The sequence below is a fragment of the Halogranum rubrum genome (genome assembly GCF_900114455.1).
In the GTDB taxonomy this organism is placed as follows: domain Archaea; phylum Halobacteriota; class Halobacteria; order Halobacteriales; family Haloferacaceae; genus Halogranum; species Halogranum rubrum.
This window is the reverse complement of record NZ_FOTC01000001.1, coordinates 547,936-573,729: the sequence shown is the minus strand read 5'-3', so window position 1 is coordinate 573,729 and position 25,794 is coordinate 547,936. Positions and strand designations below refer to the sequence as shown.

General features: G+C 63.7%; 28 protein-coding genes. 15 read left to right on the top strand and 13 right to left on the bottom strand.

The window, feature by feature from the left end; translation table 11 throughout:
* Positions 1–29: 29 nt before the first annotated feature.
* The 5 genes from BM083_RS02730 to BM083_RS02710 all read left to right on the top strand — a co-directional run bounded on the left by BM083_RS02730 (position 30) and on the right by BM083_RS02710 (position 3,769).
* Positions 30–860, top strand: coding sequence for an ion transporter (locus tag BM083_RS02730; protein WP_089865438.1), 831 nt, complete (start codon positions 30–32; stop codon positions 858–860).
* Positions 861–1,231: 371 nt separating this feature from the next.
* Entirely contained in the window at positions 1,232–1,849 is a 618-nt protein-coding gene (locus BM083_RS02725; protein ID WP_089865435.1) for an HdeD family acid-resistance protein, read from the top strand.
* 53 nt (positions 1,850–1,902) lie between these two features.
* Entirely contained in the window at positions 1,903–2,505 is a 603-nt protein-coding gene (locus tag BM083_RS02720; protein WP_089865432.1) for a hypothetical protein, read from the top strand.
* Positions 2,502–3,182, top strand: a complete 681-nt coding sequence (locus BM083_RS02715) for a DUF2238 domain-containing protein (RefSeq protein ID WP_089865429.1) — start codon at positions 2,502–2,504, stop codon at positions 3,180–3,182. The genes BM083_RS02720 and BM083_RS02715 overlap by 4 nt, the downstream gene beginning before the upstream one ends.
* Positions 3,179–3,769 carry a DUF308 domain-containing protein gene (locus tag BM083_RS02710; protein ID WP_089865427.1) on the top strand — a complete coding sequence of 197 codons (591 nt, stop codon included), beginning with the start codon at positions 3,179–3,181 and terminating at the stop codon, positions 3,767–3,769. The genes BM083_RS02715 and BM083_RS02710 overlap by 4 nt, the downstream gene beginning before the upstream one ends.
* 64 nt (positions 3,770–3,833) lie before the next feature.
* Here BM083_RS02710 and BM083_RS02705 read toward each other — a convergent pair whose 3' ends face one another.
* From BM083_RS02705 to BM083_RS02695, 3 genes are all read right to left on the bottom strand, one after another.
* On the bottom strand, positions 3,834–4,904 hold the full coding sequence (locus BM083_RS02705) for a Gfo/Idh/MocA family protein (protein ID WP_089865424.1): 1,071 nt from the start codon (positions 4,902–4,904) through the stop codon (positions 3,834–3,836).
* A gap of 72 nt (positions 4,905–4,976) precedes the next feature.
* Positions 4,977–5,306, bottom strand: a complete 330-nt coding sequence (locus tag BM083_RS02700) for a hypothetical protein (RefSeq protein ID WP_089865421.1) — start codon at positions 5,304–5,306, stop codon at positions 4,977–4,979.
* A gap of 80 nt (positions 5,307–5,386) precedes the next feature.
* Entirely contained in the window at positions 5,387–5,917 is a 531-nt protein-coding gene (locus tag BM083_RS02695) for an SHOCT domain-containing protein (protein ID WP_089868317.1), read from the bottom strand.
* A gap of 340 nt (positions 5,918–6,257) precedes the next feature.
* Between BM083_RS02695 and BM083_RS02690 the strand changes: the two genes are divergently transcribed.
* The 7 genes from BM083_RS02690 to BM083_RS02660 all read left to right on the top strand — a co-directional run bounded on the left by BM083_RS02690 (position 6,258) and on the right by BM083_RS02660 (position 14,472).
* Positions 6,258–6,476 (top strand): hypothetical protein, encoded by a 219-nt coding sequence (locus tag BM083_RS02690; protein WP_089865418.1) that lies wholly within the window; start codon positions 6,258–6,260, stop codon positions 6,474–6,476.
* Positions 6,477–6,688: 212 nt separating this feature from the next.
* The gene (locus BM083_RS02685; RefSeq protein WP_009376723.1) at positions 6,689–8,752 is read left to right on the top strand and encodes a hydantoinase/oxoprolinase family protein; all 2,064 of its coding nucleotides are present in this window, start codon (positions 6,689–6,691) and stop codon (positions 8,750–8,752) included.
* Positions 8,749–10,602 carry a hydantoinase B/oxoprolinase family protein gene (locus tag BM083_RS02680; protein WP_089865415.1) on the top strand — a complete coding sequence of 618 codons (1,854 nt, stop codon included), beginning with the start codon at positions 8,749–8,751 and terminating at the stop codon, positions 10,600–10,602. The genes BM083_RS02685 and BM083_RS02680 overlap by 4 nt, the downstream gene beginning before the upstream one ends.
* A 3-nt stretch (positions 10,603–10,605) precedes the next feature.
* Entirely contained in the window at positions 10,606–11,277 is a 672-nt protein-coding gene (locus BM083_RS02675; protein WP_089865413.1) for an isochorismatase family protein, read from the top strand.
* Positions 11,278–11,377: 100 nt separating this feature from the next.
* Positions 11,378–12,595, top strand: coding sequence for a CaiB/BaiF CoA transferase family protein (locus BM083_RS02670; RefSeq protein ID WP_089865410.1), 1,218 nt, complete (start codon positions 11,378–11,380; stop codon positions 12,593–12,595).
* 9 nt (positions 12,596–12,604) lie between these two features.
* The gene (locus BM083_RS02665) at positions 12,605–13,696 is read left to right on the top strand and encodes a LeuA family protein (RefSeq protein ID WP_089865407.1); all 1,092 of its coding nucleotides are present in this window, start codon (positions 12,605–12,607) and stop codon (positions 13,694–13,696) included.
* A 113-nt stretch (positions 13,697–13,809) separates the two neighbouring features.
* Positions 13,810–14,472 carry a helix-turn-helix domain-containing protein gene (locus BM083_RS02660; RefSeq protein WP_089865404.1) on the top strand — a complete coding sequence of 221 codons (663 nt, stop codon included), beginning with the start codon at positions 13,810–13,812 and terminating at the stop codon, positions 14,470–14,472.
* Positions 14,473–14,557: 85 nt separating this feature from the next.
* On the opposite strand, the gene arsM is transcribed toward BM083_RS02660, so the two are convergent.
* The 10 genes from arsM to phnG all read right to left on the bottom strand — a co-directional run bounded on the left by arsM (position 14,558) and on the right by phnG (position 22,694).
* On the bottom strand, positions 14,558–15,388 hold the full coding sequence (arsM, locus tag BM083_RS02655) for an arsenite methyltransferase (protein ID WP_089865401.1): 831 nt from the start codon (positions 15,386–15,388) through the stop codon (positions 14,558–14,560).
* Positions 15,381–15,758, bottom strand: coding sequence for an ArsR/SmtB family transcription factor (locus BM083_RS02650; protein WP_089865398.1), 378 nt, complete (start codon positions 15,756–15,758; stop codon positions 15,381–15,383). Before BM083_RS02650 ends, arsM begins: the two co-directional genes overlap by 8 nt.
* A gap of 142 nt (positions 15,759–15,900) precedes the next feature.
* Entirely contained in the window at positions 15,901–16,692 is a 792-nt protein-coding gene (locus BM083_RS02645) for a sugar phosphate isomerase/epimerase family protein (RefSeq protein WP_089865396.1), read from the bottom strand.
* Entirely contained in the window at positions 16,689–17,885 is a 1,197-nt protein-coding gene (locus BM083_RS02640; protein ID WP_089865394.1) for an alpha-D-ribose 1-methylphosphonate 5-triphosphate diphosphatase, read from the bottom strand. Before BM083_RS02640 ends, BM083_RS02645 begins: the two co-directional genes overlap by 4 nt.
* Positions 17,882–18,649, bottom strand: coding sequence for a phosphonate C-P lyase system protein PhnL (locus tag BM083_RS02635; RefSeq protein WP_089865391.1), 768 nt, complete (start codon positions 18,647–18,649; stop codon positions 17,882–17,884). The genes BM083_RS02640 and BM083_RS02635 overlap by 4 nt, the downstream gene beginning before the upstream one ends.
* Complete coding sequence (locus BM083_RS02630; RefSeq protein WP_089865388.1) at positions 18,646–19,473, bottom strand: ATP-binding cassette domain-containing protein; 828 nt, start codon at positions 19,471–19,473, stop codon at positions 18,646–18,648. Before BM083_RS02630 ends, BM083_RS02635 begins: the two co-directional genes overlap by 4 nt.
* Complete coding sequence (locus tag BM083_RS02625) at positions 19,470–20,519, bottom strand: alpha-D-ribose 1-methylphosphonate 5-phosphate C-P-lyase PhnJ (RefSeq protein WP_245756834.1); 1,050 nt, start codon at positions 20,517–20,519, stop codon at positions 19,470–19,472. Before BM083_RS02625 ends, BM083_RS02630 begins: the two co-directional genes overlap by 4 nt.
* Positions 20,512–21,651, bottom strand: a complete 1,140-nt coding sequence (locus tag BM083_RS02620) for a carbon-phosphorus lyase complex subunit PhnI (protein WP_089865384.1) — start codon at positions 21,649–21,651, stop codon at positions 20,512–20,514. The genes BM083_RS02625 and BM083_RS02620 overlap by 8 nt, the downstream gene beginning before the upstream one ends.
* A complete protein-coding gene (gene phnH / locus BM083_RS02615) occupies positions 21,652–22,251 on the bottom strand; it encodes a phosphonate C-P lyase system protein PhnH (protein ID WP_089865381.1) in 600 nt (199 codons plus the stop codon).
* On the bottom strand, positions 22,248–22,694 hold the full coding sequence (gene phnG / locus BM083_RS02610; protein WP_089865378.1) for a phosphonate C-P lyase system protein PhnG: 447 nt from the start codon (positions 22,692–22,694) through the stop codon (positions 22,248–22,250). Before phnG ends, phnH begins: the two co-directional genes overlap by 4 nt.
* A 277-nt stretch (positions 22,695–22,971) precedes the next feature.
* Between phnG and BM083_RS02605 the strand changes: the two genes are divergently transcribed.
* Genes BM083_RS02605 through phnE form a run of 3 tightly spaced genes read left to right on the top strand, consistent with a single transcriptional unit; the run spans position 22,972 to position 25,792 of the window.
* Positions 22,972–23,991: a PhnD/SsuA/transferrin family substrate-binding protein gene (locus BM083_RS02605; protein ID WP_218148920.1), complete on the top strand. Its 1,020-nt coding sequence runs from the start codon at positions 22,972–22,974 to the stop codon at positions 23,989–23,991.
* 29 nt (positions 23,992–24,020) lie between these two features.
* Complete coding sequence (locus BM083_RS02600; RefSeq protein WP_089865374.1) at positions 24,021–24,806, top strand: phosphonate ABC transporter ATP-binding protein; 786 nt, start codon at positions 24,021–24,023, stop codon at positions 24,804–24,806.
* Positions 24,803–25,792: a phosphonate ABC transporter, permease protein PhnE gene (gene phnE / locus BM083_RS02595; protein ID WP_089865371.1), complete on the top strand. Its 990-nt coding sequence runs from the start codon at positions 24,803–24,805 to the stop codon at positions 25,790–25,792. The genes BM083_RS02600 and phnE overlap by 4 nt, the downstream gene beginning before the upstream one ends.
* The last annotated feature ends 2 nt before the right edge of the window (positions 25,793–25,794 follow it).

Genomic DNA, 25,794 nt, shown 5'->3' with positions numbered 1-25,794 from the left:
TATTACTGTCCGGGTTGTCACGTTGTGCCATGGACGAACCGGTCAAACGACGGGTGTGGGCAGTGTTAAACGGGGACGACCGGAGTGCTCTCGGTGTCGCAGTCAACGCGTTCATCTTGGGGCTCATCGTGCTGAATCTCGGTATCTTCATCCTCGAAACTGTCGACCCCGTATACGAACGTTTCAGTGGTGTGTTCCGCCTAATCCTCCAGTTCTCTCTCGTCGTCTTCACCATCGAGTTCGTCCTGCGTGTCTGGTCCTCGACTACGGCACCAGACTATGCAGGACCACTCACCGGGCGACTCCGGTTTCTGAGTCGTCCGTATCCACTCATCGACCTCGTCGCCATCCTTCCGTTCTATCTTGGGGCGTTCGTCGACCTCCAGTTTTTGCGATTTCTTCGGCTCTTCTGGTTCCTTCGGCTGTTCCGGAGAGACCGATACGTAGAGTCTCGGCGGCGGTTCGTTGGGGCGTATCGAGCGCAGAGAGAAGACCTCTTCGTCGCCTCCGCTGGTGCGACGACGCTGTTCGTCGCCAGTTCCGTCTCGATGTACTTCGCCGAACACACCGCACAACCCGAGGCGTTCTCGTCGATTCCCGAGACGATGTGGTGGTCTATTGTGACACTCACCACCGTCGGCTACGGTGATGTCGTCCCTGTCACCCCACTCGGTCGGTTACTCGGTGCACTGACCGCGCTCGGCGGAATCGCACTCTTCGCCGTTCCGTCGAGTATCTTGGCAGCCGGATTCGTCAAGCAAGCAGGGGAGTCGACGGCAGTCGACCGGTGTCCTCACTGCGGGAACCGAATCGACGGACCCGACCAACCGAACAGAGAGACGCCCGACGGACCACAGTGATTCGAGAGAGGAGTCGAGCGACAGCCAACCTCAGTCGGGGACGGCAGTCTCATCCGCGTCGGTGGAGCAGCAGTCGTCGTCTGTGTCGGAGAGAACGGCATCGACACCGACTGGTCCGCGACTGGTCCGTGGCTTCAACCGTTAGCTTCGTCTTCCGTCGACGGTATCGACCCAGCCCGTTGTCCTGAACTCGTCGACGTTGGCCTCGGTTCATCGAGGCCAAACAGCCGCTCTACTACATCGGCACAGAATATTGGTGTTCGGGTGCCAATATCAGAAATGTCCGAATATATATTCTTTTTCTATTCGAAGATAAACTATTTTTTGCTAGATGTTGGTTAATACCACACACAGCGATTGTAGAAGACGAGATGGAATCTACGACAGAGTACCCAGAATCGAACACGAACGTCGCTCTCTCGAACACTCTCCAGGGCAACTGGCGGCCCTTACTCTACGCCGGAATCGTTCTCTCGGTCATCGGATTGATCGCGATAGTTGCACCGTTCTTAACCGGTATCTCGATTGCGATGTTGGTCGGCGCGCTCCTCGTCGTCGGCGGGTTGTTCCACTTCGTGGGTGCGTTCAAAGGACAGGGATGGGCCGGATTCGTCTGGCAGATCCTACTCGGAGCCATCGGGGTCGTCGCTGGCCTCGTCATCCTGTTTAATCCTCTGTTCGGCCTTCTAACGTTGACGCTCGTCGTCATCGGCTATCTCTTCGCCTCCGGCGTCGTCGAGATTCTGATGGGCTATCGCCTCCGGGGCGAGAAGAACTGGTTCTGGAGCGTCGTGAGTGGTGTCCTCGGCATCGCTCTCGCAGTGTTACTGTGGAGTGGGTTCCCGAGCACGGCGCTCTGGGCTGTCGGACTCCTGTTCGGCATCAACCTCCTCCTGACCGGGACGTCGATGGTGGCAATCGCCCTCGGTGGACGGACGGCCGACGAACCGACCGAGAGTGGTCAAGTTGCCGGGGCCGGCGGTGTTTGAGCGGTTCGTCGTCGACGGGAGTTTCGTTTTTTGGCTCGAAGCCGGGAGTGACGATGAGTGACGCGGAAAACGAGTGGTTCGTCACCGACTCGACCACCAACGCTGTCGTCGTCTGGGCGCTGGTCGCGATAGTGACAGCGACGGCTGTTGCCGCCTTCTTCCGAGTCGGACTCGTCGACGTGATGCTCGCTTCGGCTGTCGTCGTCACCGTCGCCGTTCCGGCAGTCGTCCACCGGTCGTGGAAACGGACGATGCCGTGGCCGATGGTGCTCGTCGCCGCCATCCCGCTTCTCGTCCGCGTCTCTCAACCGTCGTTCCTCTTCGAAGTCGTCGTGGGGATTTCGGTGGCGACGCTCGCGATGCTCGTCGTCACCGCGCTCCAGATGGTGACGCCCGTCCGGATGACGCCCACCTTCGCAGTCGGTGTCGTCGTCATGGCGACGCTCGGACTCGTCGGGTTCTGGGCTGTCGGGTCGGCGCTGTCGAGTCAGTACTTCGGGACGGCGTTCTTCGAGACGAACCAAGAACTCATGTACGCGTTCACCGCAGCGGCCGTCGCAGGGTTGCTCGCCGGACTCGGGTTCCGATGGTACTTCACTCACCATCCGGACACCGCCCGAGCGGGACGTGCTCCCGACGAACAGGAGGTCGTATGAGCACCAAGAACACGAACCAGTCACGGCATCACCGCACGGAGCGATGGGAACGTCGCCTCGTCCGCGCGTTGCAGGCAGTCATCGTCCTCATCCTCGGACTCGGTCTGTGGTACGGGAACGTGGGCGTCGTCGTCAACGCTGGCGTCGGCCTCCTCGTGACGCTGGCACCGACGTATCTCGAACGGAACTACCGAATCACCATGAACGTCGGTCTCGTGTTGTGGATTACGACTGCGATGTTCCTCCACGCACTGGGAACACTCCCGCTCCCGGGGTTGGAGTTTCTCAGCCCGTATCAAGCGATTTGGTGGTGGGACCACCTCACGCATCTGTTCTCTGCGTCACTGGTCGCAGGGGCCGCCTACGCGACCCTCCGAGCAGTCGAAAAGCACGTGGACGGCGTTCGTCTCACGCCGACGTTCACCTTCGTCTGTCTCCTACTGTTCACTATGGCGTTCGGCGTCGTCTGGGAACTACTGGAGTTCGCAATCGGCGAAGCGGCCCGGCTGTTCGGGACTGCGCAGGTGCTCACTCAGTTCGGGCTGGACGACACGGTGTTCGACTTGATGTACGACACCGCCGGTGGGCTGGTGGTCGCGCTCTTCGGGACAGCGTATCTCACGGGGCTCTCAGAGCAGTTGGCCGCTCGACTCGACGCGAGGTCAGCCAACCGATGAGGTCAGTTACTGACGACACCGGCGACCCCACACACGTCGCGTCGACCACTCCGGCAGGTGACGACGTCGGGGCGACGGTCGGTGTCATCGCCATCGCTGTCGGTGTCGTCGCCGTCGCGATGCCGCTTCTCACCGGAGCACTCCTCGGCCTCTGGCTCGGGATACTGCTCGTCGTCCTCGGTGTCGCTCGCATAGAGTCGCTGAAACATCAGCCGACGGCCGACATCCGACTCGTCCTCTCGGAGGCACTCCGGGCGACGGGGTACGTTCTCGTCGGCATCCTCCTCGTCGTCTTCCCGCTGGAACCGACTCGGCTCTCGTCTCTCCTCGCCGTACTGCTCCTCCTCGACGCCGTCGGCCGACTCGTCGGTGTCGTCCGTGGAACGACGGAACTGCGTTCCGCACTGGTCGGTGTCGCACTCGTCGCCATCGCCGCACTGCTCGTCGTCTCGTGGCCCAGCACGGCCGCGTGGGTGCTCGGTCTCCTGTTCGGCCTCGGGTTGATTCTCGTTGGGTCGACGGCCCTCTTCACACTCCGACGGCGGTCTTCGCGGACGGCGAGTGACAGACCGGAAAGCACCGAGTGAAGACCGAAGTGCGAGCGAGACGGACGGCTCCACTGGAGGAGTTTCTCGCGTCCGTCGCGAACCGTTACTCCAGTCTCACGTCGTCGGGGTCGATGTCGACGAACGAGCCGTCGCCTTTGGCAGACTCGTAAGCCGCCTCGGTGACGGCCGTCACGCGCAGACCGTCGAGCGCCGTCGCCGCCGGTTCCTCGCCGGTCTGAATCGACTCGACGAACGCTTCGACCTTGGTCTGTCGGTCGGTACGAGCCAGTTTCGGTCGGTACTCGCCGCTCTCGTCGTCGATTTCGACGTATCGGTTCGGCTCCCAGTCCTGGCTGTCGAGCGTGACGGCACCCTCCTCGTCCCACATTCGGACGTCCTCACGCATACACGGTGTCTCACCCGAGAGCGAGATAGACGCCGTCGCCCCGTTCGTGAACCGAACCGTGACGTTCGCGCGGCCGTCGACGCGCTCCTCGTCGTCGATGAAGTCCATGCTCGCCGAGACGGCCTCGGGCGTGAGTCGGGTACTCCAGAGGATACAGTCGAGCAGGTGACTGCCCGTGTCGTACAGATAGCCGCCGCCCGAGAGGTCGGGGTTCTGTCGCCACGTCCCCTCGAATCGGTCGACCCAGTACTGACAGACTTCGGCCGTGATCCAACGGGGTTCGCGGTCTTCTTGTGCCCACAGGTCGCGAGCGCGGATGAACCCCTCGTAGAAGTGTCGCTGGTAGCCGACCATCAGCACCTCGTCACGCTCGGCGTCGCGTTCGACGAGGTCACGGGCGTCGTCGAGGTCCGTCGTGAGCGGCTTGTCACAGAGGACGTGCAGGTCCTGGTCGAACGCCGCGAGAATCTGGTCGTAGTGCAGCGTGTGCGGCGTCCCAATGAGGACGGCGTCGAGCGTCTCGGTGTCGAGCATCGCCTCGTAGTCGGTGTACCGCGAGGCGTCGTCGACGCCGAGTTCGGCACCGGCCTCTTCGAGCACCGACTCGTCGATGTCGACGAGTGCGACGACACTGGCGTCTTCGTGTTCGACGAACTCGCCGCCGACTGCCGTTCCGATGAACCCGCCGCCGACGACACCGACTCGGAGGGTTTCTGTCTCGCTAGTCCCATCACTCGCCTGCTCACTTTCCACCGCGGAGTCAGTCATGTCGAGGCCGACTCGCGGGGAGTCGAAAAGCGCTGTGCTTCCAGCGGTATAGACGGAAAAAGGGGTCGCGTTTTAGACCGTGGTGTCGACGTAGAGGTACTCGAAGCCAGTGAACACGGTGTTCGGAACGAGACTTCCGGAGAACACCTCGTACCGTGCGGAGTCGGTCTTGGGAACGTCAAGTCGGTCGCTGCACGTCTCACACGCGACGGCGATGTCGCGCACGTCGTCGCCGGTTCGGAGATAGCCGGTCACGCGCATGCCTTCGTACAACGTCTCGGCACACACTGCACAGTTCGCCGTCGGGATACCGCCAGCCGACGCCGTCGCTGACTGACCGACGTGGCTGGGGACGGACGGGTCCGGTGCCCCGTATGGAGGTGCGGGGGCGATAGCACTCATAGGTTCTGTGTAACAGCCTTCTCGAAGATAACCGTTGGGGGTGGTTCGGGGAGCCTCGACAGTCGCCCATAGCGACGCGTTCAGCGCGACTGCTCACGCTCGTGGACGAGGCGACGCTCTCGGTCCGCGCGGGCCTCGTCCACCGAGTCGGTGGCGACGAGGCGGTCGACTTTCCGTTCGAACTCCGCTTCGGTGAGGTCACCCTCGACGTACTGCTGTTTCAGATCGGCGAGTGCTCGTTCCGCTCGTTCGTCGGCGGAGGGTTCCGGTGGGGCGAGAAAGTCGGCGAAGACGACCGAGCTCAGTGGCGAGTACTCGCGTTCGACGTGGTCGACGACAGCGTGGACGCGCTCACTCCGCGGGAGGGAGAGTCGCCGCAGGACGGCGACGGCGAACCCGACACCCGACAGCGTCGCAGTCGTGAGGAGGACGGCGACGCCGAGCAGAAAGGGAAGCGCGAGTTCGAGGAGCGGTCCGACGATGGAGCCACCGCTCACGAGTGCCGCGTAGACGACGACGCCGAGATAGCCGACGAGCGCCGTAAGGAGACCCACCGACAGGAGGAGGCCGACGAACGAAGTGACGAGGAGGTGGCGTTTGACCCAACCCATGCCGGGACGAACGAGTCGCAACGGGATGTAGCTCACGCTCCCGAGGCGTCAGTACATATCGCTCCGTAACAGGACAGTCGTCTCAGTCGGCCCCGTGCGGCGGGACGTACAGGCAGGTCGGACAGCGGTCGAAGTACTGAGTTGCGGCACGTGTAGCACACGTCGAACAGTGTTGGTACATTGACTGTATTCGGCGCGAGCAGACGAGATAAGCTTTCCTGCGTGGGTTCTGTTCACTCACGTCGTGAGGTGTGTGAGCAGAGAGTAGCCCACGTTGACCAGTCACGACCACTTTCACCGACCCGAACCTACAATGCGGTAAAGCGGAAATACCCATACAATGCGGAACAGTCGGACACCGCTCAGTGCGAGCGCCGAGGAGGCACTCGACCTGCTTCGGCCTGAGATCGAAGCCACGAGTACAGGGTTGTCACGCTCGACAGCCGAGTCCCGTCTCGCGGACCGCGAGTTCACCGACGACGACGCGGCGGCCGTCCTCACGGAACTCCTCCAGAAGGGGTATCTCTACGAAGTCGACGGTCTACTCCGGTTACCTTGAGTTGCGCAACTCACTCTGAGTTGCCCTACGTCACTCTACATCGTCTGAAGTCGCCCTGAACGACAGATTCGTCCCGGACACCTTCGAGTGTGCGAGTAGACCGTCGTAGCGTCTCTGTCTGGCGATCAGAGACGGTGGCGGATATACGACCAACAAGTGTGGGGGGAACGTTTAGCCTATTTTCCCCAAACAGACTGTTGGGTAGTTACCGTATGACACACAATCTAGGGGTAGACGTCGGTGGAACGTTCACCGACGTCATCGTCTTCGACGGCGAGTCGCAGGAACTGACGATAGACAAGGTGCTCTCGACGCCGGACAACCCGTCGAACGGCGTCGTCACGGGTATCAGGGAAGCGACCGAGAAGGCAGGGACCACCGTCGCCGAACTCGACTTGCTCTTTCACGGGACGACTGTCGTCACGAACATGTTGCTGGAGGAGACGGGTGCTCGGGTCGGTCTCATCACCACGGCTGGGCACGAGCACATCCTCCACCTCGCGCGAGCGTGGACACCGGGCCCACTCTACGGCTGGATGGGGATGGAGAAACCGGACCCACTGGCCGACCTCGTCGACACGCGAAGTGTCTCGGGGCGAATCTCGTCACCGGACGGTACCGAAGTCGAACCCATCGACGAGACGGAGATACGTGAGCACGTCGCCGACCTGTACGAGTCGGGTATCGAATCACTCACCATCGCGCTGATGAACTCGTATCTCAACCCCGCCCACGAGCGGGCCGTCCGCGACGTCGTCACCGAGGAGTATCCAGACCTTCCAGTCTCTATCTCGTCGGAAATCGTGCCCGAGTACGGCGAGTACGAGCGGACCCTGACGACGGTCATCAACGACTACGCTCGTCCGAAGGTCATCGACTATCTCGACGACCTCGACGCCTCACTGCGCGACTCCGGTTCGAGCGCAACGATGAACGTCGTCCGCTCGGACGGCGGGTTGATGAGCTCCGAGGCGGCGAAACATCGCCCCGTCGAACTCGCGCTGTCTGGTCCCTCCGGTGGTGTCGTCGGCGCGGCGACCATCGCGAGCAAGAAGGGTGTCCCGGACGTGCTCACCCTCGATATGGGTGGAACGTCGACGGACGTCTCACTCGTCGAAGGCGGGACGCCGGAGTCGACCCGAGAGACGAAGGTGGGGTATCGAGAGTTCAAATCGCGCGGTGTCGACGTGACCACCGTCGGTGCGGGCGGCGGGTCGATTGCACGCGTCCAACTCTCCGGGGCACTGCAGGTCGGTCCAGAGAGTGCGGGGGCGGACCCCGGACCAGCGTGCTACGGACGAGGGGGGACGGAACCGACCGTCACCGACGCGAACGTCGTCCTCGGACGGATTCCGCCGTCTGTCCAACTCGGCGGGCGGATGGACCTCGACCGAGACGCCGCTCGCGAGGCAATCGAGACGGTGGCAGACGAGCGGGGCACCTCCGTCGAAGAGGCTGCACAGGCTATCGTCGACCTGGTCAACGAGAACATGCACGGCGCGCTCCGGGTCGTCTCCGTCGAGCGCGGATACGACCCCCGCGAGTTCGGACTCGTCGCGTTCGGCGGTGCCGGACCGATGCACGCGAACGCCCTCGCGGACGTCATGGGAGCGTACCCACTGCTCGTCCCGCCGGGACCGGGTGTGATGAGTGCGTTCGGCTTCCTCACGAGCGACATCCAAAACGAGTTCTCCGAGACGTATCTGGAGACCGACGAGGACGTCACCGGCACCGACGTCGCCGAACGACTCTACGCGATTCGAGACGAAGCCGCCGACTGGCTCGACTCCGAGGGCGTCTCGGACGACGACCAGTCGTTCGAGTACTTCGCGGACTGCCGGTACTACCGACAGGACATCCAGATGTCGATTCCGGTCGACGTCGAGAATCTCCAGCGTGAGACGGGTCTCGACGAGATCAAAGCCGACTTCGAACGACGCCACGACCAGCGCTTCGGCTTCTCGCTCGACGCGCCCCTCGAAATCGCCAACCTCCGAATCGTCGGTAAAGGTGCCGTCGACGGTGTCACACTCGTCGAACACGAACTCGGCGGCGAAGACGCGAGCGACGCACGAACCGGGAGTCACGAGGTCTACTTCGACGAGTCGTACCACGACACCCCCATCTACGACCGTGGGCAGTTACGACCGGGCAACCGAATCGACGGTCCGGCTATCGTCGTCGACGACGACTCCACCGTCGTCGTCCAACCGAACCACGAGGCGCGCGTAGACTCGTACGAGAATCTCGAAATTACCCGAGGAGAGAGCCAATGAGCGACCAGACACCCGAATTCGTCGGCGAACACGACGTCGACTCGACGACCTTAGACATCATCGAGAGCACGCTATCGAACACCCGCTACGAGATGGACCGCGTCTTGGAGACGACGGCCATCAGCCCGGTCATCCGCGAGCAGTCCGACCAGTTCCCGCTCATCGCCGACGGAAAGGGGCGGATGGTAATGGGACAGTTCGGGAGCGCCATCGACACCATCATCGAGAACTCGCCGTTCGAGTGGGACGACCTGAACGACGGCGACGTCATCGCGACGAACGACCCCTACATGTGTGCGGGTGCGCTGTCGCACACGCCCGACATGCTGCTGTTGCGGCCCATCTTCTACGAGGGTCACCTCGTCGGGTTCTCCAGTCAGTGGGGGAACCTGATGGACGTCGGCGGGAAGACGCCGGGGAGCATGCCCGTCAACGCCCGCACCATCTTCGAGGAGGGGATGCGACTGCCGCCGGTGAAACTCTACAAGGAGGGAACGCTGGACGAGGAACTGCTCCACACGTTCGCGCACAACACGCGTCTCCCCGACCACGCCGAAGCCGACATCAAGGCGCTCGCCGCCGGGACGAAGGCAGCAGAGACGCGGGTACGCGAACTCTGTGACCGCTTCGGTCGAGAGACGTACGTGGAAGCGACCGACGCCATCCTCGACCGAACCCGCGACGGGATGATAGACCTCATCCGCGAGTTCGTCCCCGAAGGCGAACGCTACACGTTCGAGGACTTCGTCGACGACGACGGCCTCGGCAACGGCCCCATCAAACTCCACCTCGAAATCTACCGCGAGGGCGACACCGTCTACCTCGACTGGGAGGGCACCGACGACCAGGTACCGGGCACGGTCAACTTCCTCCTGAACGAGAAGATGTTCAAGATGTTCGTCGGGGTGTTTCTCATCATGGCGTTCGACCCGCTTCTCACCTTCAACGACGGCTACTACGACCTCTTCGAGGTGAACCTGCCGAAGGGGAGCGTCGTCCAACCGGAGTATCCCGCCGCCCTCGGGAATCGCCTTCCGCTCATGGCGCGGCAGTTCGACGTCCTGCAGGCGACGTTCTCGAAACTCATCGACGGCTTCAGTGTCGCCGGCAGTTACGGCACCTCGCCGAATCTCGTCTACGCCGGAACCGACTCCGAGGGGAACTCGTTCCAGATGCTGGAGATTCTCTACGGAGGGATTCCGGCACGCCCCGGCGGTGACGGACTGGACGGCCACTCGTGGTGGCCGATGTTCCGCACCGTTCCCGCCGAGTATCAAGAGGCGTACTACCCGCTGACCATCGACGAGTACAGTACGCGGGCAGATACGGGCGGTGCCGGCGAGTTCCGCGGCGGCCACGGCATCACGAAGGTCTACACCTTCGAAGAGGATGGCGCGATAACGTTCCAAGACGACCGCGCACACACCTACCCGTGGGGCGTCGACGGCGGGACGCACGGCGAGAGGAGCGAGAAGGTTCTCGTTCGGACCGACGGCACCGAAGAACGACTCCCCTCGAAGGCGGAGAACGTCGCGGTCAGCGCCGGCGACAAGTTCGTCTTCCGGACGGCCGCGGGCGGCGGACTGGGTGACCCGCTCGACCGAGATGCCGCCGTCGTCGCCCGAGAGGTCCGACAGGGACTCGTCTCCGCGGCGAGTGCGAAGTCGGCGTACGGCGTCGTCGTCGACGACGACGGGTCTGTAGACGAGTCTGCGACGGCCGACGCCCGCGAGGAACTTCGCGATAGCCGAGAGGACCTCTCGGAGTTCGACTACGGGCCGCTCCCCGACTACGACGAACTGGCGGCGAACATCGCAGCGGAACGGCGTGAGTTCGATGACCGGGAGTGAGCGATGAGTTCGACCAGTTGGCTCGACGAGGCTGGCGAACTGTACGCCGAACGCGAGTTCGGCGAGTCGGTAGGGTTCGGCGAGCAACCGGCGCTCGTCGTCATCGACCTCATCAACGCGTTCACCGACCCCGACTCGAACCTCGGGTCGGACGTCGACGACGTGCTCGACGCGACGAAGCGACTCCTCGACGCCTTCCGCGAGTACGACCTGCCGCGGTACTTCACCACCGTCGCCTTCGAGGAGTCCTACGGCGACGCGGGCATGTTCATCGAGAAGGTGCCCGCCTTGCGAGAGCTTCGACTCGGGACGGAACGCGTCGAAGTCGACGACCGAATCGAACCGGTCGGCGACGAGCGAGTCGTCCTCAAGAAGTACGCGAGCGCCTTCTTCGGCACCGACCTCCAGACGGAGTTGACGACGCAGCGAGTGGATACGCTCGTCCTCGCCGGCGTGACGACGAGCGGGTGTATCCGGGCGACGGCAGTCGACAGCCTCCAACACGGCTATCGCACCATCGTCCCGGCCGACGCCGTCGGCGACAGAGCACAGGGACCACACGAGGCGAACCTGTTCGACATCGACGCGAAGTACGGCGACGTCGTGACGACGGATGCCGTCTGCGAGCACCTCGACGAGACGTACGGTTCGACCAGCGACGCCGAGAGCACATGAGTACGAGAACTGAGACCGAGACCGACTCGGCGACGGGAGCGACGGGAACGACGAAACCGATGCACACCACGATTGCACTGAGTACACAGGAGAACCACGAATGACCGCACGCGAACGACAGGGACCGCTCGACGGTCTCCGCGTCATCGACATGTCCGGCATGATAAGCGGTGCGTTCGCGACGACGATGATGGGCGACTTCGGGGCTGACGTCGTGATGATAGAACATCCGAAGGTCGGCGATCCGATTCGTGAGTGGCCGCAGAAGACCGACGACGGGAGTTCGCTCTCGTGGAAGTCGCTCGGTCGGAACAAGCGCTGTGTGACGCTCGATTTGGGCGACGAGCGCGGACGAGCCATCGCACTCGACCTCATCGAAGATGCGGACGTCGTCTTCGAGAACTTCCGGCCGGGGACGATGGAGCGGTGGGGACTCGGCCCCGACGACATCCACGAGGTCAACGAACGGGCCATCATGGTTCGACTCTCGGGGTACGGCCAGACGGGACCGAAATCACAGAAACCCGGATTCGGTACCATCGCCGAGGGTATCTCGGGGTGGGCACACGCCAACGGCTTCCCGGACAGAGAACCGCTCTTGCCACCGGTGAGCCTCGCCGACCTCACGGCCGCGCAGTTCGCGTTGCAGGCGACGATGATGGCCGTCTACGAACGTGACCTCGGCCGCGGCGGCAGTGGAAAAGGACAGGTCATCGACGTCTCATTGACCGAACCGCTGTGGCGACTGTTCTTCGGCGAGGTCGAAGCCTACGACCGGCAGGGTCACGTCCGTGAGCGGACGGGGAACCGCCATCCCAACACCGCCCCGCGGAACATCTACGAGACGGCCGACGGCTACATGACGCTCTCCGCCTCGAATCAGAAAATCTTCGAGCGAGTCGCCAACAGTATCGACCGACCCGACCTCATCGACGACCCGCGGTTCGCGGACAACGCGACCCGTGTGAAAAACGTCGACGCCCTCGACGCCGAAATCGAGGCGTGGACGAGAGAACACACCACCGACGAAGCCATCGAGATTCTCGAAGCGAACGACGCTATCGTCGGCCCCGTCTACGACATGGCGGACATCTTCGACGACGAGCAGTTCCAGGCGCGCGACGCTATCATCGAGGTGACGGACCCCGACGTCGGCGACATCAAGACGTTCGCGCCGACGCCGAAGTTCTCGCGGACGCCCGGCGAAGTCGAGTTCATGGGACCACAGCACGGCGAGCACAACAGCGAGGTGTACGGCGACGAACTCGGTCTCTCGGCAGACGAACTGGCCGACCTTCGGGCAGACGGGGTCATCTAGATGCCCCGGATGCAACTCAACGACGTCACCCTCCGAGAAGGAGACCAGATGCCCGGCCGTGCGTTCACCGCCGACCAGAAAGTTCGTGCCGCGCGCCGACTCGACGAACTCGGCGTCCCGTTCATCCAACCGGCGTTCCCGATTACCGGCGAGAAAGACCGGTCCGTCGTCAGCGAACTCGCCGGGACGACCGACGCGGACATCGTCGCACTCGCCCGGGCGGTGACGGGCGACATCGACGTCTCGCTCGACGCCGGCGCCGACGTCGTCGAGGTATTCGTCTCCGTCTCCGACCGTCATCTCGAACATCTGCTCGGAAAGTCCAGACCGGAGATGCTCGCGATGCTCACGAACGCCGTCGACCACGTCGTCGACCACGGGGGGACGCCGCACGTGACGCTCGCCGACGCGTTTCGTACTGACCACGCGGACCTCGTCGACGTGTTCGAGTCGCTTCCGAACGTGCCGATGGTCACCCTCGCGGACTCCGTCGGCGTGCGGACACCGGCGAGTGTGCAGACGTTTCTCGAAGCGTTGCGAGAGGATGTCGACCTCGGCCGTGTCGGCGTTCACTTCCACGACGACCTCGGGTGTGGGACGGCCAACGTCCTCGCGGCCTACCACCTCGGTGTCGCGAAAGCGGACGTGAGCGTCGGTGGACTCGGCGAACGTGCCGGAAACAGTTCTCTCGAAGAGGTCGTCGCCGCCTGTACGGTCGACGACGACGACACCCTCGGCGTCGACGTCGGCGAACTGATTCCGGTGTGTCGTGACGTCCTCGACGAACTCGGTGAGTCGTACGGCGAGCGAAAGGCCGTCCTCGGGTCGGCCATCGCCGAACACGAGTCGGGGATTCACACCGCGGCGATGCTCAGCGACCCGGCGACGCTCGAACCCTTCGACCCAGCGACGTTCGGGGGGGGCCGACGACTCGTCTTCGGGAAACCGACTGGGAAAGGCGGTGCGCGAAAGCTCCTCCAGCGGGCCGGCGTCGACGCTGACGACGAAACCGTCGCTGCCTTCCTCGACCTGCTCGACGACCGAGGGCCGCTACATCTGGCCGACGCGGTGGCACTCGCCGAGCGAGAGTTCGGTTCCTGAGGAGAAATGTCCGGCTCAAATCCCCGGCGGGCGCTCTATCGTTCCACCCCCAACCGGCCGTGAGGAAACGGCACAGTTTCAAGTCACTGTTTGTGTATTGGTAGTCTGTCACAATGTTCCAGGCAGAGATTCACCTCCAGCAGGAGAAGAGTTGTGTCCTCTCCGACATCGCGGCGCGATTCGACACCTCGTTCGAAGTCGCCATCGAGGAACTCCACGACCACCAGGTGACGTTCATCATCGAACTGGAGGAAGCCTGCGAGAAAGTGTACGAGTTCTTCGAGCAATCGTCGCAGGTCACCCACATCGAACGACTCACCGAGACGACGTTCCTCGTCACGAAGACGTCGTGCGGTGCCTACGAGGCGGTCGACCGGAACCACGGTATCATGCGGCGACGGAACTATATCTCGTCGAGTCGGCGAGAGTACACCGTCTTGCTGTTCCGTCGTGAGGACCTCCGTGCGGTCATCGAGGAGTTCAAAGAGATTGGGACGGCGACACTGGGCCACGTCAAAGAGTTTCATCCACCGACGGCCGCGTTGACACCGCGGCAGTACGAAGTGCTCGAACTGGCGCTCGAACGCGGGTATTTCGAGTGGCCACGGCGCCTCACCAGCGAGGAGTTGGCACAGGAGTTGGATATCACTCACTCGACGGTGCTAGAACACCTCCGAAAGGCAGAGTCGAAACTCCTCTCGGACGCACTCTCACACGGCGAGAGGGTTCCCGCGTTCCCCGGCTACGTCGACCAGACGTCCGCGTCGAAACCGTGAGAGTCAGCGCGTAGTCGGAACACGACACGGTGGCCGAGCGAATCGACCCCAATCCTCGCACCAGCCTCTCCTATTGGACTCGTTCTCACGACACGTTCTGTTCGGGCTTCCGACCCTCGATAGTCGCGGAGACGACGTAGTCGCTGACGTCACGCGCGTCGTCCCACTCGCGGATGAACTGTTCACTCGCTTCCCTTGGGACGATCGTGATCTGTTCGAACCCCGCCGTCGACAGCATCGTTTCGAGGTCGGCAATCGGCGACGCGCCAGCAACGCAAGAGGCGACGGACTCCGGGTCTGCGTGGACATCGCTCGGCAGTCGTGCAGTTAGCACCACATCCGAGATGGCGAGTCGGCCACCGGGCCGGAGAACGCGATGGGCTTCGTCGAACACCTGCTGTTTGTCCGGCGAGAGGTTCACGACGCAGTTCGAGATGATCACGTCGACCGTCCCGTCCGCGACGGGTAGATGTTCGATTTCACCGAGGCGGAACGCCACGTTGTGCGCGTCGTTCTTCTCGACGTTCTCTCGCGCTTTCTCGACCATCTCCGGCGTCATGTCGACGCCGACGACGCGGCCCGTCTCGCCGACTTCCCGTGCGGCGAGAAAGCAGTCGAACCCCGCGCCCGATCCGAGGTCGAGGACCGTCTCACCCGGTTGCAGCGCGGCGAGCGCGTTCGGGTTGCCACAGCCGAGTCCGAGATTCGCACCCTCTGCGACGGACTCGTCGTCCGCCGCGGAGTAGCCCAGCTGTCGGTTCAGGTCGTCGTTGTCGTCGTCGCCTCCACAACTTGAGCTAGCACAGCAACTCGACTCCTCGGTGGCGATACGAGCGTAGCGCCGACGGACCGCTCGGCGCTGGGTGTTCGGGTCGAGACCGGTCGTCGACTCGGGTGTGTCGGCGTCGTCACGCATCGGCCCCACCCCGGACGTCGTCGAGTGCGTCCAATAGTCGCTCGGCCTGCGGCGTCGCGGCGTAGTAGCGCCACCGGCCGTCCTTCCGGCGGGAGACGAGCCCTGCCGAGTAGAGCCGAGAGAGCGCCTGACTGACAGCACTCTGACTGACGCCGAGGGCAGGCTCTAACTCGCAGACGCAGACGTCGCTGTCGGTTCCGGCGATGAGCCGAAGCGCCTCGTAGCGCGTGTCGTTGCCGAGCGCAGACAACAACTGTACGTCTGCGGCCAGTTCGTCCTCACTCAGCGAGTGCTCGGCGCTACAGCACACTCTGTCGCCGTCGGTCTGCACTTGCTCGGTCTCACCGGTGTTCGACGCTTGCCGATTCATATTAGTAATTTCTAATATTAGCATATACCAATATACCTCTTTCGAACGGAGGGGTGGGTTGAGCGATTCGGTGGTTGGGGGAGCCACTCCCACCGGTCAGTGTAGACCTGAGAACGGCCGTATTCGACCGGGAATGGCTACCTCACGACAGTCTCGACGGCGCCACTGCGAGACAGGCGTCGACGTCGCACACTCGTTTCATCTCGAAGACGTGGTAGGTAGCGTCCGTGGCCGAGACGACAGTCTCGTAGTCGGTCAATGGTTCGTGGTCGTCGTTGGTGCCGTCGTTGTCGTGGAGGTGGACCACTTCGATGCGGTTCCCGAACCGGTCGGCGAAGGTTCGCCAGTCGAAACCGTTGACCTTCGCGTGGCCGACGTCGAGGGTGACTCTCAGCCACTCGGGGTCAGCGTCGACGGCCGTGAGAAGCGAGTCGAGGTCGTCCGGTGTCGTCGTGTGGCGTAGTTTCGTATCCGAACGAGGCTGGTTCTCGAGACACAGCGGCACGCCCACGTGGGCGGCGTGCTCCGCGCACGCTCGCAGCGACTCGACCGCGTTCTGTCGCGCCTTCGCGTGAACGTGGTCGGGATAGCGCCGCGGAACCGACCCACCGTGGACGACAACGGCACCCGCGTCTGCGGCCGCGGCGTCGTCTAGCGTCCGCTTGACCTGTTCGACCGAGGCGCGGCGCGAGGCGTCGTTGAAACTCCCGAGGTTCCAGTCGCGAAAGGGTGCGTGGAGCGTGAACGTCACGTCGGACTCGCGGCCGAGTTCGGCGAGTTCGTGTGGCGTTGGTGCGTCGGGATGCGCGTGGAGGTACTCGCGTTTGAGTTCGACGTGGTCGAGGCCACGGTCGGTGACGTACGCCGCGAACTCCTGGACCGACTCCTCGAAGCGAAGGTCCATGGCGGCCCCGAGTCTGGACTCGGTGCTCATCGTGGAGCCTCCGCGACGAACGCGGGTTCGCCGTCGACGAAGGCACGCTCGACGACTGGGGTAGGTTCGGGGTCGACCAGAATCAGGTCGGCTCGCGCCCCGACTTCGATGCGACCTCGTTCAGTCAGACCGACGGCATCGGCCGGGTTCGTCGTCACGCGAGCGACTCGCGTCGCCAGCGACTCGCCGGTGTCGACGAACGGGGCGGCGAGCAGCGACGGCGGGTGGTAGTCCGCGAGCAGTGCGTCGGCCGCGTCGGCCTCGATAGCCTCCTCGGTGGCGAGGTTGCCCCACTGACTCCCGCCTCGGACGAGGTTCGGTGCGCCCATCGCGGTGACCATCCCGAGGTCACGGGCGCGTTCGGCCGCGTCGAGTGTGATGGGGTACTCGCTGATGGCGACGCCGCGGTCGTCGAGTCGCTCGACTTCGACCGGTGTCTCGTCGTCGTGGGAGGCCACGACCACGTCTGCCTCCTCGGCGGCGGCGACGATGCGGTCGATACGCGTCGAGAGCGTCTCCTCGGAGAGACTCGTCCGCTCCTCGATGAGTTCCTCGGCCTCCTCGACCGAGAGGTTCGCGTCGTTCTCGTAGTAGGAGCGGAACCGCTCGATGTCGCCGAACTGCCCCTTGCCGGGGATGTGGCTCATCACCGAAACGAGTGAGGCGGCGTCGCCGTCGAGAACCCGTTCGACAGCGTCGACGCAAGATTCGTCCGTAATCTCACAGCGGGCGTGGATACGGTGGTCGGCGATGAGCGAGTCGCTGGCGCGAATCGAGTCGACGAGGTCCATCGCTAGTTCGGGCGAGCGGTCCTTCTCGGGGGCCTCCTCGAAGGCGATGGCGTGGAACTTGGTCGTGATACCCGACGAGACGTTGGCCCTGTCGGCGGAGGCGAGCGCCATCGGCGGTTCGACCGCGGCGTTGCTCCGTGGGTGGAGATGCTTCTCGATGTCGTCGCCGTGTAGGTCGACGATACCGGGCATGAGTACGCGCCCGTCGGCGTCGACGCGGGTGGTCGCCTCGGCGTCGCTCTCGAACTCACCCGACTCGATGGCAGCGATTTTGCCGTCGCGGACGGCGACGCTTCCGCGAACCGTCTCCGTGGGCGTCACTACCCGAGCGTCGGCGACGACGACGTCGTACGTCCTCTGTTCGTCGTGACGAACTCGTTCTGCGGTCTCGGGACCACTCATACGCCCACCTCCGATTCCGCGAGGTCGATCTCGGAACTCGTCTCCTCGGCGTACGTCTCCACGTCGACGACGCGCTGGAGTGCGGCGTCGTCGAGGACGACGACCCGGTCTGCAACCTGTGCGACGACGTCGCGGTTGTGAAAGACGCCGACGACCGTGGTCTCCTCGGTGAGGTAGCGGTCCAGCAGGTCGATAGCGGCCGCTTTCGTCTCCGGGTCGAGCGCGCTAGTCGGTTCGTCGAGCAGAAGGAGACGGGGACGGGGTGCGATGGCACGAGCGAGATTCACCCGCTGTCGCTCGCCGCCGCTGAACGTCGCCGGGTAGGCGTCGTGGAGCTCTTCCGGAAGGTTCAACGCCGTGAGCAGGTCGCGGGCGACATCCCGCGCCGCGGGTCGTTCAACGCCCTCTTCGACGAGCGGTCGTGCGACCACGTCGAGGGCGGGTACGCGTGGGATTTCGTCGAGGAACTGTGAGGCGTAGCCGATTTCGTCGTCTCTGAGTTCGAGCAGTCGACGCTCCGAACAGGACGCGAGGTCGACAGAGCCGTCGGTGCTCTCGAACCGAATCGCCCCGCCCGAGGGAAGGTAGGTCCGGTAGAGACACTTCAACAGCGACGACTTCCCGCTGCCGGATTCACCCACGATGGCGAGGAACTCACCGTCTGCGACGTCGAACGAGACGCCGTCGAGACCGACGACGCGCTTCCCGCCGACGACGTGCATCTGGAACTCCTTTCGTAGCTGGTCGATTTCGAGGATTGTCATATGACTGAATTGATGAGGGTCTGGGTGTACTCGCGCTGCGGGTCTTCCATGACGCGGTCGGTCAGGCCCGACTCGATGACACGCCCGTGCCGCATCACGACGGTTCGGTCGGCGAGCAGGCGGACCACACCGAGGTCGTGTGAGACGACGATGGTGGCGACGTCCTGCTCGCGCTGAATGCGGCGAAACATATCGAGAACGCGGGCCTGCACGCTCACGTCGAGACCGGTGGTCGGTTCGTCGAGAATGACGAGTTCGGGGTCGTTGGCGATGGCCTTCGCAATCTGGACACGGCGCTGCATCCCGCCGCTGTAGGTGTCTGTCGGGTCGTCCATCCGGTCTACCGGGACCTCCGTCTCCTCGAAGAGGTCGCGGACGCGCGCCCGGATCTCATCGAAGTTGCGCCACCCGGCAGCCAAGAGCGACTCGGCGACGTTGCCACCCCCAGTGAACTCCAGATTCAAGCCGTCGCGGACGTGCTGGTGGACCATCCCGACGTTCGTGTTCCGCAGGTCGACGCGCTCCTCGTAGTTCGCATCGAGGAGGTTGCCGTCGTAGGAGGCGAACTCGACGTTCCCCGCCGTCGCCGCGAGGTCCAGCGCCAGCATCTCCGCGAGACTGGACTTGCCGCTGCCGGACTCGCCGACGATTCCCAAGACTTCACCGCGTTCGACGTCGAGGTCCACGTCGGCACAGCCGACGACCGTCCCGCAGTCCGGACACTGGTTTCGGCCGTGGGTCGGGCCAGTGAGGTCGACACAGTCACCGCAGGGCTCGAACTCGCCGTAGAATCGGGTCACGTTCTCCGCGTCGAGAAGGCTCACGCGTCCTCACCTCCCGTCTCGTCGGACAGAATCGGGTCCGGCGTCTCCGGCCCCCAAGCCACGTCGTCCTCGTCGAGGTGGTGGTCCTTCGAGAGGTCCGGATGCTCCGCACGCTTCTCGCAGAACGAGGCGTCGTTGCAGGCGTAGCGCGTGACACCGTCGTCGCCGGTAACCTCGGTCAGGTAGGTATCAGTCGACCCACAGCGGTGACAGCTCTCGTCGAACCGTTCGACCTGAAACGAGCGGTCCTCGAACGCCAGCGGTTCGACGTCGGTGTGCGGTGGGACGGCGTAGATGCGTGCCTCGCGTCCGGCGGCGAAGAGGAACAGCGAGTCGGCGTCGTTGAGTTTGGTCGTGTCCCACCGCGGGATGGGCGAAGGGTCCATCAGGTAGCGGCCGTTCACCATCGCCGGATAGCGGGCAGAGATCTGAATCTCGTCCCACTTGACGACGTTCTCGTAGAGTGCGACCCACATCTTCGAGTAGTTCTTGTGCGCGTGACGGCGACGGTTCGCGTCGTCGCTCCCGTCGACACGGCGGAGTGCGTCGGTCGTCGGGACCTGTAAGACGAGAATCTGCTCGTCGGTGAGGACTTCTTCGGGGATGCGGTGTCGCGTCTGGATAACCGACGCCTCGGTCGTGTCTGTGGTCGTCTCGACGTCCGCCGTCGTCTTCGCCAGTCGGCGGATGTTGGCGGCGTTGACGCTCTCGTCACTTCCCTGGTCGATGACCTTGAACGTGTCCGCCGGACCGAGCAGTGAGAGCGAGGCCTGAATCCCACCAGTTCCCCATCCGCGAGCGAGCGGCATCTCCCGAGAGGCGAAAGGTACCTGGTGGCCCGGGAGTGAGATGGCCTTCAGCACGCCGCGTCGCACCTCGCGCTTCGTGTGCTCGTCGAGGTAGGCGTAGTTGTAGCCGGCCATTCCGGCGCCGGACTCGCTGAGGAGGTCGGAGACGCCGGTCGGTGTCGTGGCGGACTCCTGCTGTTCGTTGTCGGTCGCTTCTGTCGTCGGACTCGTCTCGTGCATCTGGGTCTGGTCAGTCATCGTCGCTCACCGCCTGCGGTGCCTCGCGGTCGCTCGGTGTGTCGCCGCCGCCATCACCGTCCGTGCGCTCCCCGCCATCGACAGGGTCCAATCCCTTCCGCTCTCGAATCGCCCGAATCCGGTCGAGGATGCTCTGGAACGTGACGTAGTGCGGGAGTTTGAGGTGTTCGATGAAGCCGAAGGAGTCGATACCGTCCACCGTATCGAGGACGAACTCCGCGTCTTCGGCGGGTTCGTCGCCGTCGAGTTGGATGGAGGCGTCGAGGATGGTCATCCCGATGGCTTTGCGCTCGTTGCGGCCGAACACCAGTCCGTAGCCGAAGGAGAACTGCGGGTCGTCGCGTTTGGCGTAGACCGGGACGACGCTCTCGGACTCGGTCACTTCGACGCTCGTCACCTCGGCCGACTCTCCCGTGTAGGGGTGTTCGATTTCGACCGGGAGCGACCCGACCCGTACTTCGCCGAGTGTCGGATGCACCTGTCCGTATCCACGGAGGGCGCTGTAGGCGAGGGCGGTCACCGCACCCGTCTCGCCGCGTGCGAGTTCCTGTAGGATGGCGTCGCGTGGCGCGGGGAACATCACCGGTTCGCGGGTCGTATCCGTGACGTCAGTGTCGTCGACGGGGTCGGGGTCCGAGACCAGTCCCTCGTCGCGGAGCACTTCCATCACGTTCCGAAGCGACTCGGGTTCGTCGTCACCGAGGTCCCACTCGTCGGTCGGGTCCGACTCGTCGAACTCGAAGTCCAGTAGTCGCTGCGTGTAGTCCTTCGTCGCCCCGAGGATCTGCCCACCCGGGACGTCCTTGTACGCGGGCGAGACGCGCCGCGTGGCAAACATCGCGTCCGGACTCGAGGGCAGCGAGTCGTCGTAGCGTTCGAGCGTCGACCGGTAGGCGCGCAGGAGGAACGCTGCCTCGGCGGCGTCGCCCTGCGCCTGCTTGACCGCGCGGGCGGCGAGTTTCGGAGCGTACAGACCACCCTCACTCATGACCTGCCCGACGAGTCGGCTGAACTGCGATTCGACCTGTTCGACGGAGACCGGTTCGTCTTCGCCGTCGACGCGGCGCTTCTCGAAGAGGTCCTCTGCCCGGCGGATAACTTCTTCACCCGCCTTCACGGCGACGTAGCCCATCTACGCCACCTCCTCGTCCGGTACGTCAGACGCGACCGACAGGTCGACCGATCGCGGCAGTCCGACCACACGGTCGTCGGCCGCGAGATAGACGTCGACGCCACGCGGGTAGCCAGACTGCGCCTCCGCAATCGCCTCGACTTCTGTGGCAGGGAGCCCATCGACACCGAACGTGCGCGTGTCGGGGACACCTGGGCCGCTCACGGCGAGTGTCAGCGTCTGGTCGTCGTCGCCGTCGATAGGTTCGGTATCTGCCGATAGGTCAGCTACCTCGTAGACGAGCGTCGCGCCCTCGCTCGGTTCTTTCAGACTGCCTCGTTTGGCCACAGTGACGCGGCCGTCGGTGTGTCCGTCGACGACGACGACGTCGGCGTCCTCGAACGGCGCGGTGTCGAGACGACTCTCGCGGCCGAGCGTCGTCCGGAGTTCGTCACCGCCACCGTGGAGGGTCACCTCGTGGTCGACGAGCGTCGCGACGACGGCGTGAACTGCAGGGGTGGTCGGCGTCTGCTCGACGGTCCCGGGGCGACTCGTCGCATCGACGAGCGCACGGAACGTCTCGCGCGTGTCGTGGACGGGATCGATGTCGAGCGCCCTCATTCGTCCTCGTCCTCCATCGTCTCGAATGCCACCGTGGTCGCGCGACTCTCGTTCCACTGGCGACGACGAGTCTCGTCTCGGTCGACCTCGGCGTCGACGAGCGACTCGCAGATACGGTCGGCCGTCGCGTGGTTGGCGGCGACGGCGGCGTCGAGGATGGCACCGGAGACGGCCTTCGACTCGGCCTTCCCGGCGACCATCGCGAACCCACGTTCGCCCGCGATGGTGACTTCGGCGGCGGTGACGACCACCTCGCCGAGGTTGAACGGTCGTCGTTCGACCGGTTCGCGGACTTGGTGCATCAAGAGCTGTGGCTTCGGCTCCTGAAGGATACGGACTGGCGTCTCGCCGTCGAGCACCTCGTCGGCGAGTCCGACGAGCGTGTCGGCGTCACACGCCGCGATCAACTCGAATCGGTCTGTTCTCTCAGTTGGGTCGGCCATGCACTCGGTCGGTGACAGCCGAAGAATCCGCATAAGGGTTCGCTGGGTACTCTCCCCTACCGGCAGCGAGAGCAGACCGAACACCGGTCCGACCGAGCGGCGTCCGGACGAGTCTGGACTTCACAATCCGACCCCGACGTTTCGGGGGTGCGTGTTCTCGACTCAGGAACCGGATGGAGCCGACTCGGCGAGTGGGCGTTCGTGGGCCTCCCCGTGCAGACATCAGTACTGTACCCAGACAACGGTTATCCGGGAAACCCCGTTTGCACCGTCTGTAATGGTGCGCAACACCGAGGAGGCAGTCGACACGCAGTCGAACCGGACACGCTCACGCTCGAATACCACTCGGCGCGGCTTCATCGCTGGTGCCGGTGCGGTCGGCACAGTCGCCCTCGCTGGCTGTGCCGGGACGATAGGCTCGGGGGGCGGTGACAACGAGACGGTTACGATGCTCCTGACGCCGGACACGCCGGCTGACGTCCGCCGACGCTACAAACCGATCCAGAACCTGATTCAGGGCGAAGTCGACGGCATCGACGTCGAGATGCAGGTTCCACAGGACTACTCGGCCATCCGCCCGGCACTCAAGAGTGAACAGGCAGAAATCGGGATGGACGACATCACGCTCATCTCCAACCCCGACATCATGGACGTGTACGGGACGGCGGTCACGGGCGGGTCGGCGTTCTACTTCTCCGTGATGATGACCAACTCCGATTCGGATATTCAGGAGCGAACCGACATCGAGGGCAAGACAATGGCGTTCGCCGACCGCCTCTCGACGAGTGGGTCCATCTTCGCCGTCTACGCCCTCAAAGAGGCTGGACTCGACGTCGGTGAGGCTCCCGACGGCGACCCCGTCGACTTCGAGGGAAGTTGGTCCAACCACGAGGTTGCCCTCGAAAAGCTCGGTAACGGCGAGGCCGACGCCGCGACGACGTGGGGTGGCAACGGCATCGCGCATATCCCGAAAGACACCGAGGTCCCGAGCCGTGTCGATGACAAGAGTTCCTTCCTCGACACGATGGGCGACGAGTCGCCGAAGTTCCGACCGTTCTGGTGGTCCTTCCCGATTCCGAAACAGCCCATCTACGCCCGCAAGAGCTGGGAGTCACCGAAGAAGAAGGAAATCGGAGACGTCCTCGTCAACTCTGATGCGGAGACTGTCGAGCAGTACTATCCCGAGGATTACGACGAGGAGGAACTACCCTTCACGACCATCGAAGACACGTCGATGGACACCTATCAGCCGGTCATCAAGCGTCTCAACGACCTCGGCATCGAACTCGGAGAGTAGTCGATAGAACTGCCGTTCTTTTAGTCACAATGAGCACACTTACCATCGAAAACCTCACCAAGGAGTACGGAGACGTGACTGCGCTAGAAGACGTCTCCTTCGAAATCGAAGACGAGTTCGCCGTCTTGCTGGGCGAGTCCGGCGCAGGGAAGTCGACGATGCTGCGCTGCATCAACGGGCTAACCGAGCCGACCAGTGGGCACATCTCTCTCGACGGGGAGCCGATTACCGGCTCACAGCCCAACGTGGGGATGATTTTCCAGCAACACAACCTCGTCGAAGGGATATCCGCATACATGAACGCGCTGACCGGGTCGCTCGACAGAGCCACAACAGTCGAGAGTCTCCTGCAGCGTCAGAACTCGGAGACGAAACGTCAGGCGCTCGAAGCGCTCCAGACCGTCGGACTGCTCGACGAGGCGCACCAGCGCGTCTCGCAGATGAGCGGTGGACAACAGCAGCGCGTCGGCATCTCACGGGCACTCGTTCAGGATCCCGACCTCCTGCTTGCCGACGAACCGGTCGCCAGTCTCGACCCCTCCAGCGCCGAAACCGTGATGGCGTACCTGAAAAAGGCCGCGAACGTCCACGAAGTCACCGCACTGGTGAGTCTCCACCAGGTCAACATCGCGGCCCACTTCGGAGAACGATTCATCGGGCTCCGAGACGGCCGACTCCTGTTCGACGTCGGCCCGGAGGAACTGACACCGGACCTGGTCGACGACCTGTACGGCAGCGTCGAGACGGTCGGACTCGCCGCACAGAAGCGCGACGAACCCTCGTCTGACGTCGTAGAGCGGAGGGTCAGACCATGAGTTCGGAGTCCGACACCGGCAGTCTCAGAACTCTCCTCGGCTTGGGTGACGCCGGCGACTCGCCGGTCGACCGGAAACTCGACGACCTGCGACGGCGGAAACTAGTTCGGCGGCTGTACGCCGCGCTCGGCGTCGTCTTCACCGTCGTCGTTCTGAACGCGAGTCTCGTCGTGGTCGGGTTCTCGTTGACCGAACTGTTCACCCAGATACCTCACTTCCTCGACGCGCTCACGGACTACTTCCCGCCGACGACATACTTCGGAGTTCCCTTCGTCGACGTGATGCAATACTGGGAGTTCATCGTCGAAGAGAACCTCTTCGCCGCCTCACAGGTGACGATGGCCATCGCCATCGCGGGGACGATACTCGGTCTGCCCGGAGCACTGTTCTTCGGCGTCATGGCGAGCGAACGCGTCGTCCCCTACCCGTTCAACTTCGTGTTTCGGGCGACGATGAGCCTCATCCGTGCGATTCCAGCGCTCGTGTGGGTGCTTATCTTGATCCCGCTCGGTGGGGTCACGCCGTTCACCGCGACGCTCGCGATTATAATCGACACGACGGGCTATCTCGGCCGACTGTTCACCGACGAACTCGAAGAGATCGCCGACGGCCCCATCGAAGGAATCCGGAGCACGGGCGCGAACAAGTCGCAGATCGTCTCTTTCGGCATGCTGAGCCAGGTGTTCCGCCAGTTCATCGCGTGGATCGCCTTCGACCTCGAACACAACGTCCGGGTCGCCATCGGACTTGGCCTCATCGGTGCCGGGGGACTCGGACTCGAACTCGACATCCAGCGAAAGACGTTCAACTACACGGAGATGATGGCCTGTATCCTCCTGATTCTCCTACTGGCTGGGTCGGTAGAACTCCTGAGCCAACGCGTCCGTTCGTATCTCCGCGAAGACGACGTCGAGCAGACCGGCCTCCTCGAAGCCATCGTGACCGCGCCGAAAAAGATCCTCATGTCGACGGTGGGGCGGCGGTGATT

Bases quoted from the DNA above. Each gene is read 5' to 3' on its own strand.
- BM083_RS02730 (WP_089865438.1), top strand. From the start codon at position 30: ATGGACGAACCGGTCAAACGACGGGTGTGGGCAGTGTTAAACGGGGAC.
- BM083_RS02725 (WP_089865435.1), top strand. From the start codon at position 1,232: ATGGAATCTACGACAGAGTACCCAGAATCGAACACGAACGTCGCTCTC.
- BM083_RS02720 (WP_089865432.1), top strand. From the start codon at position 1,903: ATGAGTGACGCGGAAAACGAGTGGTTCGTCACCGACTCGACCACCAAC.
- BM083_RS02715 (WP_089865429.1), top strand. From the start codon at position 2,502: ATGAGCACCAAGAACACGAACCAGTCACGGCATCACCGCACGGAGCGA.
- BM083_RS02710 (WP_089865427.1), top strand. From the start codon at position 3,179: ATGAGGTCAGTTACTGACGACACCGGCGACCCCACACACGTCGCGTCG.
- BM083_RS02705 (WP_089865424.1), bottom strand. From the start codon at position 4,904: ATGACTGACTCCGCGGTGGAAAGTGAGCAGGCGAGTGATGGGACTAGC.
- BM083_RS02700 (WP_089865421.1), bottom strand. From the start codon at position 5,306: ATGAGTGCTATCGCCCCCGCACCTCCATACGGGGCACCGGACCCGTCC.
- BM083_RS02695 (WP_089868317.1), bottom strand. From the start codon at position 5,917: ATGGGTTGGGTCAAACGCCACCTCCTCGTCACTTCGTTCGTCGGCCTC.
- BM083_RS02690 (WP_089865418.1), top strand. From the start codon at position 6,258: ATGCGGAACAGTCGGACACCGCTCAGTGCGAGCGCCGAGGAGGCACTC.
- BM083_RS02685 (WP_009376723.1), top strand. From the start codon at position 6,689: ATGACACACAATCTAGGGGTAGACGTCGGTGGAACGTTCACCGACGTC.
- BM083_RS02680 (WP_089865415.1), top strand. From the start codon at position 8,749: ATGAGCGACCAGACACCCGAATTCGTCGGCGAACACGACGTCGACTCG.
- BM083_RS02675 (WP_089865413.1), top strand. From the start codon at position 10,606: ATGAGTTCGACCAGTTGGCTCGACGAGGCTGGCGAACTGTACGCCGAA.
- BM083_RS02670 (WP_089865410.1), top strand. From the start codon at position 11,378: ATGACCGCACGCGAACGACAGGGACCGCTCGACGGTCTCCGCGTCATC.
- BM083_RS02665 (WP_089865407.1), top strand. From the start codon at position 12,605: ATGCAACTCAACGACGTCACCCTCCGAGAAGGAGACCAGATGCCCGGC.
- BM083_RS02660 (WP_089865404.1), top strand. From the start codon at position 13,810: ATGTTCCAGGCAGAGATTCACCTCCAGCAGGAGAAGAGTTGTGTCCTC.
- arsM (WP_089865401.1), bottom strand. From the start codon at position 15,388: ATGCGTGACGACGCCGACACACCCGAGTCGACGACCGGTCTCGACCCG.
- BM083_RS02650 (WP_089865398.1), bottom strand. From the start codon at position 15,758: ATGAATCGGCAAGCGTCGAACACCGGTGAGACCGAGCAAGTGCAGACC.
- BM083_RS02645 (WP_089865396.1), bottom strand. From the start codon at position 16,692: ATGAGCACCGAGTCCAGACTCGGGGCCGCCATGGACCTTCGCTTCGAG.
- BM083_RS02640 (WP_089865394.1), bottom strand. From the start codon at position 17,885: ATGAGTGGTCCCGAGACCGCAGAACGAGTTCGTCACGACGAACAGAGG.
- BM083_RS02635 (WP_089865391.1), bottom strand. From the start codon at position 18,649: ATGACAATCCTCGAAATCGACCAGCTACGAAAGGAGTTCCAGATGCAC.
- BM083_RS02625 (WP_245756834.1), bottom strand. From the start codon at position 20,519: ATGACTGACCAGACCCAGATGCACGAGACGAGTCCGACGACAGAAGCG.
- BM083_RS02620 (WP_089865384.1), bottom strand. From the start codon at position 21,651: ATGGGCTACGTCGCCGTGAAGGCGGGTGAAGAAGTTATCCGCCGGGCA.
- phnH (WP_089865381.1), bottom strand. From the start codon at position 22,251: ATGAGGGCGCTCGACATCGATCCCGTCCACGACACGCGCGAGACGTTC.
- phnG (WP_089865378.1), bottom strand. From the start codon at position 22,694: ATGGCCGACCCAACTGAGAGAACAGACCGATTCGAGTTGATCGCGGCG.
- BM083_RS02605 (WP_218148920.1), top strand. From the start codon at position 22,972: ATGGTGCGCAACACCGAGGAGGCAGTCGACACGCAGTCGAACCGGACA.
- BM083_RS02600 (WP_089865374.1), top strand. From the start codon at position 24,021: ATGAGCACACTTACCATCGAAAACCTCACCAAGGAGTACGGAGACGTG.
- phnE (WP_089865371.1), top strand. From the start codon at position 24,803: ATGAGTTCGGAGTCCGACACCGGCAGTCTCAGAACTCTCCTCGGCTTG.